The organism is Deinococcota bacterium, from assembly GCA_030858465.1.
Lineage (GTDB): Bacteria > Deinococcota > Deinococci > Deinococcales > Trueperaceae > JALZLY01.
The window spans coordinates 1-2,972 of record JALZLY010000325.1; the positions used below are offsets into that span (position 1 = coordinate 1).

General features: G+C 61.6%; 4 protein-coding genes. 2 read left to right on the forward strand and 2 right to left on the reverse strand.

What is annotated here, in order from left to right; translation table 11 throughout:
* Together M3498_15980 and M3498_15985 are read right to left on the reverse strand one after the other, a co-directional pair.
* On the reverse strand, window positions 1-259 hold a 259-nt coding region (locus tag M3498_15980; protein MDQ3460778.1), incomplete at its 3' end, for a sugar isomerase.
* On the reverse strand, window positions 260-1,042 hold the full coding sequence (locus tag M3498_15985) for a DeoR/GlpR family DNA-binding transcription regulator (protein MDQ3460779.1): 783 nt from the start codon (window positions 1,040-1,042) through the stop codon (window positions 260-262).
* Between the two features lie 153 nt (window positions 1,043-1,195).
* Here M3498_15985 and M3498_15990 point away from each other — a divergent pair, with 153 nt between their 5' ends.
* Both M3498_15990 and M3498_15995 read left to right on the forward strand, forming a co-directional pair.
* Window positions 1,196-2,128 carry an ABC transporter permease subunit gene (locus tag M3498_15990; GenBank protein ID MDQ3460780.1) on the forward strand — a complete coding sequence of 311 codons (933 nt, stop codon included), beginning with the start codon at window positions 1,196-1,198 and terminating at the stop codon, window positions 2,126-2,128.
* Between the two features lie 16 nt (window positions 2,129-2,144).
* Window positions 2,145-2,972 (forward strand): carbohydrate ABC transporter permease (locus M3498_15995; protein ID MDQ3460781.1); only part of this gene is annotated, 828 nt, incomplete at its 3' end.

Sequence of the window (2,972 nt, forward strand, 5' to 3'; positions counted from 1 at the left end):
CGAGTGAAATCCCCTTGCTTTCGGCGAAGCCTCTCAGCTCGGCCCAGTCCTCCACGCGGTCCCAGGGGATGTGCAAGGCGACGCTGGGCGCGACGCCGCTGAGCGCGTGAACGAGCGCGGCGTCCTCGACCTTTTCCCAGACGTTGCGAGCGGCGCCCGCCGCGGCGAAGGTCTTGAAGCGGGTGCCGGAGTTGCCGTAGGCCCAACTCGGCGTCTCGATCGCCTGCGCTTTCAGGGCGCTTGTCAGGCTGGGGTCCACTTAGGCTTCACCCGCCACGATGAGGCGGGTGCCGGCGGCCTCGAGCGCCTCGGCGACGCTGGCCTCGGGCGCGCGGTCGGTGACGAGGATGTCGACCTCTCTAGCGGTGGCGATGGTGCCTAGCGCGGTGCGGCCGAACTTGCTGTGGTCTAAGAGGGCGATCACCACGCCCGCCGAGGCGATGAGCTTCTCCTTGACTTCGACCTCGGGCAGGTGGGCGTCGGTGAAGCCGGCTTGTGGCGTGAAGCCCTTGGCGGAAAAGAAGACCCTGTCGGGGTGCAGGCGGGTCAGGACGGCCGAGGTGAGCGAGCCGACGTAGGAGCGGGCTGGCGCGTGAAAGTTGCCGCCGACCAGCATGTACGGGGTGCCGGTCGCCGAGAGTACGTTGGCGGCGTCGAGCCCCGTCACGATGGCGGTCACCGCCTTGCCTCCCAGCAGCCTGGCGAGCGCCAGGCCGGTGGTGCTGGCGTCGATGGCGACCGTGTCCTTGTCCTGGACGAGCTCCAAGGCATTACGGGCGATGCGTTCTTTGGCCTCGGTATGAGAGGAGGCGCGCAGGTGATAGCCCACCTCGTCGCTGGCTTGCTGTTTGAGCCTGGCGCCGCCGTGGATGCGCTCGAGGAGACCCTGCTCGGTGAGCGCGTCGAGGTCGCGCCGGACCGTCATCTCGTGAACATCGAAGCTCTCGGCAAGCTCCTTGACGCGCACCACCCTGCGGCTGAGCGCCTGCTGAAGGATGGCCTGGTGCCGCTCGAGGGGGACGAAGTCAATTTTGACCATCATGGCTCCTAATCTAACATGAGTCTAACAACAAAGTACAACTTGACGTGTGCTATCTGGCTATGATATAACATAAAAGCTAACAAAAGCAAGATGGTTGAAGCCTTAAGCATTCATGGCGGACGGAGAAGCACAGTGATCGAGCAGCGAGCGCACATGCCTAAAAGAGCGGCGCCCAGAGCGAAGGGCAGAAGCGCCTTGCGAAAACTGCGCAACAACTGGCAACTCTACCTTCTCGTCCTGCCGGCCCTCCTCTACTTCCTGGTGTTTCACTACTATCCCATGTACGGCCTGCAGATCGCCTTCAAGAATTACCGAGCCATCGACGGCATCTGGGGCAGCCCCTGGGTGGGCCTGTTGCAGTTCGAGCGCTTTTTCAACAGCTTCTACTTCTGGACCGTCATCCAGAACACTTTTCTGATCAACCTCTACCAGCTCGCGCTCTTTCCGGTGTCGGTGATCGTGGCCCTGTCGATCAACGAGCTGCGCGACGGCGTGTTCAAACGCGTCACCCAGACGCTCACCTACGCGCCGCACTTTATCTCGGTAGTGGTGATGGTGGGCATCCTCATCGCCTTTTTGCACCCCGTGACCGGCATCATCAACATCATCGTCCAGGCGCTCGGCGGGCAGCCGATCTCCTTTATGACCGAGCCCGGCTGGTTCAAGACCATCTACGTGTTTTCGGGCGAGTGGCAGAACCTGGGCTGGGGCGCCATCATCTACCTGGCCGCGCTCGCTTCGGTCGACCCGCAGCTCCACGAGGCCGCCATCATGGACGGCGCCACCCGGATGCAGCGCATCTGGCACATCAACTTGCCGAGCATCCTGCCGACCATCGTCATCTTGCTCATCTTGCAGATGGGCAACTTCATGGCGCTCGGCTTCGAGAAGATCTACCTCATGCAAAACCCCCTCAACCTGTCGTCTTCCGAGGTTATCCAGACCTACGTCTACAAGACCGGTCTGTTGCAGGCGCAGTACAGCTTTTCGGCCGCCGTGGGGCTGTTCAACTCGGTCATCAACTTCATCATCCTCATTTCCTTCAACCGGCTAGCCAAACGCGTGTCGGGCACGGGATTATGGTAAGCGGGCGAGGGACCCTATGATCCGTGAGACCTTTAACGACCGGATGTTCGTGTTCGGCAACTACTTGTTTATCGGCGTGCTGCTGGTGATGGTCTTCTACCCGCTCGTCTACATCGTGAGCGCTTCGATCAGCGACCCGGTGGCCGTCAACTCGGGGCGGATGTGGCTCTTGCCCCAGGGTTTGACCCTCGAGGGCTTCGAGCGGGTCTTCCGCAACCCCGACATTCTGCTGGGCTACCGCAATACCCTCTTCTATACCTTCGCGGGCACCTTCATAAACCTCTGCGTCACGCTGCCTTGCGCCTACGCGCTGTCTAGAACCGATCTGCCCGGCCGCACCGTGTTCTTGTTCATCATCATCTTCACCATGTTCTTTAGCGGCGGCCTCATTCCCACCTACTTGTTGGTGCGCGACCTGGGGCTCATCAACACCCCGTGGGCGCTGCTCTTGCCCAAGGCGGCGACGGCCTGGAACATCTTGGTGGCGATGGCCTTTTTTCGCATGACCATCCCCCGCGAGCTGCAAGACGCCGCCGACATCGACGGCTGCTCCACCTTCCGCTTTTTCATGCGCATCGTCTTGCCGCTCTCCAAACCGATCATCGCGGTGATGGCGCTCTTTTACGCGGTCGGCCACTGGAATCAGTATTTCGACGCGCTCATCTACCTTTCGGACCGCAACCTCTACCCCTTGCAGCTCTTCTTGCGCGAAATCCTCGTCCAGCAGCAGATGAGCGCCAGCATGATGATGGACGGCGCGGCCATGGAGGCGCTGGCCGAGCAGGCCAGAATCGCCGACATCGTCAAGTACGCGGTGATGATCGTCGCCTCGCTGCCGCTGCTC